The organism is Marinilactibacillus piezotolerans (genome assembly GCF_900114235.1).
Classification (GTDB): domain Bacteria; phylum Bacillota; class Bacilli; order Lactobacillales; family Carnobacteriaceae_A; genus Marinilactibacillus; species Marinilactibacillus piezotolerans.
In genome coordinates this window covers 1-3,700 of sequence record NZ_FOSJ01000093.1, presented here as the reverse complement: position 1 = coordinate 3,700, position 3,700 = coordinate 1, and the positions used below count along the sequence as shown (strand labels likewise).

Sequence of the window (3,700 nt, the reverse complement as noted above, 5' to 3'; positions counted from 1 at the left end):
TCATCACTTAACAGGTGAAACAATAAAAGTATCATAGTGCCTGCCATTAGGCAGTGTTTCCACGATTCAAGCAAAAGTATGAATTATCTAGGTAAAGTCTGTCTTCTTTAAAACTTTCTATTTAATGCTGTTCAAACCAGTCTGAAATAGCGCTCATTCGTTCAAGTCGTAAATTAGGTAAGCCCATTCTGGATAATCCATGACTAGATTTAGGAAAAGTAATCAGTTTCGTTTCTACTCCCTTTTTCTTCATTGCAATATACATCTGTTCAGCCTGTTCCTGAGGGCAACGAAGGTCTTCTTCTCCATGAATAATAAGCAGCGGAGTCTCAACTTTTTGAGCATATGCGAGCGGTGACATTCTCCATAGCTCCTCCATATTGCTCAAGTCATGCTGTAATTGAAATTCTACAAAATGCGGTCCAATATCACTGGTTCCGTAAAAGCTGATCCAGTTGGAAATACAACGTTGTGTGACAGCTGCTTTGAAACGATTTGTATGCCCAACAATCCAGTTAGTCATAAAGCCACCATAGCTGCCTCCCGCTACATATAATGCATTCTTATCGATTTCCGGATGCTGTTCCAACACATAATCCGTCCCAATCATAAGATCCTTATAATCTTTATTACCATAATCACCCAGAATTGATGCTACAAACTCCTGACCGTATCCATTTCCTCCCCGTGGGTTTAACAAGATAATTCCGTATCCCTGGCCGGATAGTTTCTGCATTTCATGGAAGAACGTCTCTCCATAGTTCACTTGCGGTCCACCATGAATATATAAAATCGCTGGATGCTTTTCTTTTTGATTTACTGGCGACATATACCATCCTTGAATATCCCAATCATCCGCTCCTTTATACCAGAACATTTCCGGTTCGACAATTGTATGTTCAGATACAAAAGCAGCATTCGGATCATAAAGTCCTTCAACTTTTCCAGTACCCAGATCAAGCAGCCCCACTTCACTTGGCTTAATGGCTGTGGAGTACGTTACTGCCACAATGTTTTCTGAACCAGTTAAATCTCCACCTGTTAAATGAAATTTTTCATCCACTAGTTTTTCATATGTGCCGTTCTTGTTCCCTTTGTATACTTGTAGTTTTCCATGTTCAGTTACCGGGAATAAATATTCCTCATTATTGACCCATTTTACAGGAAATTCTGAGACATTCTGCTGGAAATCTCCAATAATAGTATCTCCTACTTCTGCGTCCAGATTTTCTGTGAGGCAGCTCAGTCTGCTGGACTTTACATCATATCCATAAATTTTTGATTGCGAAACAAAAGCAAATTCAAAATCATTTCCAACTAATAAATAATAATCTTCTGTTTCATTTGCTTCTAAGAACTGAAAACTTCCATCCGGTATAGAGCTAGTCAACATCGTTGTGATGTTTGTTGATAAAGTATATTTGTAAATACTCCCTCCATAAACCCATTCATCTTCAGGATTTAATTTGTCAGTATATAATAGATAGCTTTCATCTTTAGCAACATAACTCAACCCAATAGGACGCTCTTTTTCAAGAATTATTTGTGCTTGTTTTGTAGCAACCTCTATTTTTTTGATTTGATATATTAAATCAGTTGGAGAAATACCACTACCATCCATTTTATAGTGGAGCTTAGTAATTACTCGAGGTTCAGGTAATGATTTTTTGTCTTCTGATTTTTCGTCTTCTATTTTTTGAGTAGTCTGGTAATAAATCCCAGATCCATTACTTGTCCATTCATAGCTAGCAATTCCCTGCTTTTCATCAGTCAACTGTATAGCTGAACCACCTTTTAGAGCAATCAGAAAAAGTTGTGTTTTCTTATTCTTGGTATTATTAGACAAATACGCTAACCATTTCCCATTAGGAGAAATACTGATTTCTACATTAACTGAACCGCTATCTCCCCAGTGAATTTGTTCTTTTGTATTTTGATTTACACTATAGATAGATGTTTGATACTCATTTTCTTCTTTGTCCATGCTTGTTTCTACAAAGAATACACTATCTTGCCAAACTATTGGTTGTGAAACAGTTTTTAATTCAAATAAACTTTCCTTCGTAATCGTCTTCAAATGTTCATCCCATCCTTTAATCTAATAATGAAAATAATTAAAATATAACTAAAAAATATTTTAGTTTTAAAAACTTATTGTGGCAAGCAGTTATAACTCACAAAATTTCTTTATATTTAAGCAAATATTTTAAAATAAGTTGTTTATTAATAAATAACTTATTACAATTCTGCCACTTTAATTGATTATAGTCAATATTTTTTAATGATAACATTCTAATGTTTTATCAAAAAATATATAAACAAATATTCTTCATATTTTAATTAACAAAATTTTAATCATAAATCCAACTATAATTCACAGTGTTTCATAGTAAATGTGTGATATAATGAATTTATACTTTAAAAGGGAGTGTCCTACTTTGAAAACCTCAAAAGATCAACAGAAAATCATATTAATTGGAGACGGTGCTGTCGGATCAAGTTATGCTTATTCTTTGATAAATCAGAACATCGGACAAGAATTAGGAATCATTGATGTTAACCGCGAAAAAGCTGAAGGCGATGTAATGGATTTAAGTAGTGCGTTAGCTTTTACTGCTCCAATGAAACTTTATGTTGCAGATTACGCTGATTGTGGAGATGCTGATTTAATTGTTTATACAGCAGGAGCTAGCCAAAAACCTGGTGAATCTCGTTTAGATTTGACTGAAAAAAATCTGCGTATTACAAAAAGCGTAGTAGAGAGTGTAATGGCAAGTGGCTTTAACGGTATTTTCCTTGTTGCAGCTAATCCAGTAGATATCTTATCTTATGCAGTTTACAAATGGTCTGGTCTTCCTGCAGAACAAGTAATCGGTACAGGTACTTCTTTAGATAGCGCCCGTTTCCGTCAAGCTGTAGCTAATTTACTTGATGTAGATGTGCGAAATGTTCATGGTTATATTATTGGTGAACATGGTGATACTGAATTCCCAGTTTGGTCTCATGCTAACGTTGCTGGTTTACAAATTAATGAATGGGTAGAAAATAATCCTAATACAGATGAACAAGCTCTTGTGGAAATTTTCTTTTCTGTTAGAGATGCTGCCTACACGATCATTGAGAAAAAAGGCGCAACTTTCTATGGAATCGGAGTTGCTTTAGCTCGAATCACTAAAGCAATTTTGAATAATGAACATGCTGTATTACCATTATCAGTATATTTAGAAGGTCAATACGGAGAAGAAGAAATCTATTTAGGAACAACAGCTATTATTAATCGTAATGGACTTAAGAAAATCATCGAAATTCCTTTAAATGATTCTGAGAAAGAAAAAATGAAACATTCTGCTAATACTATACGTACTCACTTAAGCGAAGTTCTTGAAAGATGTCCCGATTTATCTTTTGATAATTAATCTTAGACTTATAAAGCAAGTACTGAAAATCAGTACTTGCTTATTTATTATTATGTATAGTAAAATTTCTTTAAATTAATCCAGCTGAATTAATTCAATTATCGCTTCATATAAATCCCATTCAATTTTCGGATAATATTTATAAAAAAGCCAGACATCCTGTCCGTTTAATAGAATGTCTGGCTTTTATGGTTCTATAATATATGACGTTGGTGAGAAATCACTGGCGTCTTTTTTTGTCTCAGAAAATAGAAAACAAGTGAGTTCTCCTGTAGAATAATAGT

General features: G+C 34.1%; 2 protein-coding genes. One reads left to right on the top strand and one right to left on the bottom strand.

Annotated elements, in window-relative coordinates; genetic code table 11:
• Nucleotides 1-121 precede the first annotated feature (121 nt).
• On the bottom strand, nucleotides 122-2,077 hold the full coding sequence (locus tag BM212_RS12085; protein ID WP_091898778.1) for a S9 family peptidase: 1,956 nt from the start codon (nucleotides 2,075-2,077) through the stop codon (nucleotides 122-124).
• Between the two features lie 328 nt (nucleotides 2,078-2,405).
• Here BM212_RS12085 and BM212_RS12080 point away from each other — a divergent pair, with 328 nt between their 5' ends.
• On the top strand, nucleotides 2,406-3,416 hold the full coding sequence (locus BM212_RS12080; protein ID WP_091898776.1) for an L-lactate dehydrogenase: 1,011 nt from the start codon (nucleotides 2,406-2,408) through the stop codon (nucleotides 3,414-3,416).
• The last annotated feature ends 284 nt before the right edge of the window (nucleotides 3,417-3,700 follow it).

Coding starts and splice junctions, on each gene's coding strand:
- BM212_RS12080 (WP_091898776.1), top strand. CDS start 2,406: ATGAATTTATACTTTAAAAGGGAGTGTCCTACTTTGAAAACCTCAAAA.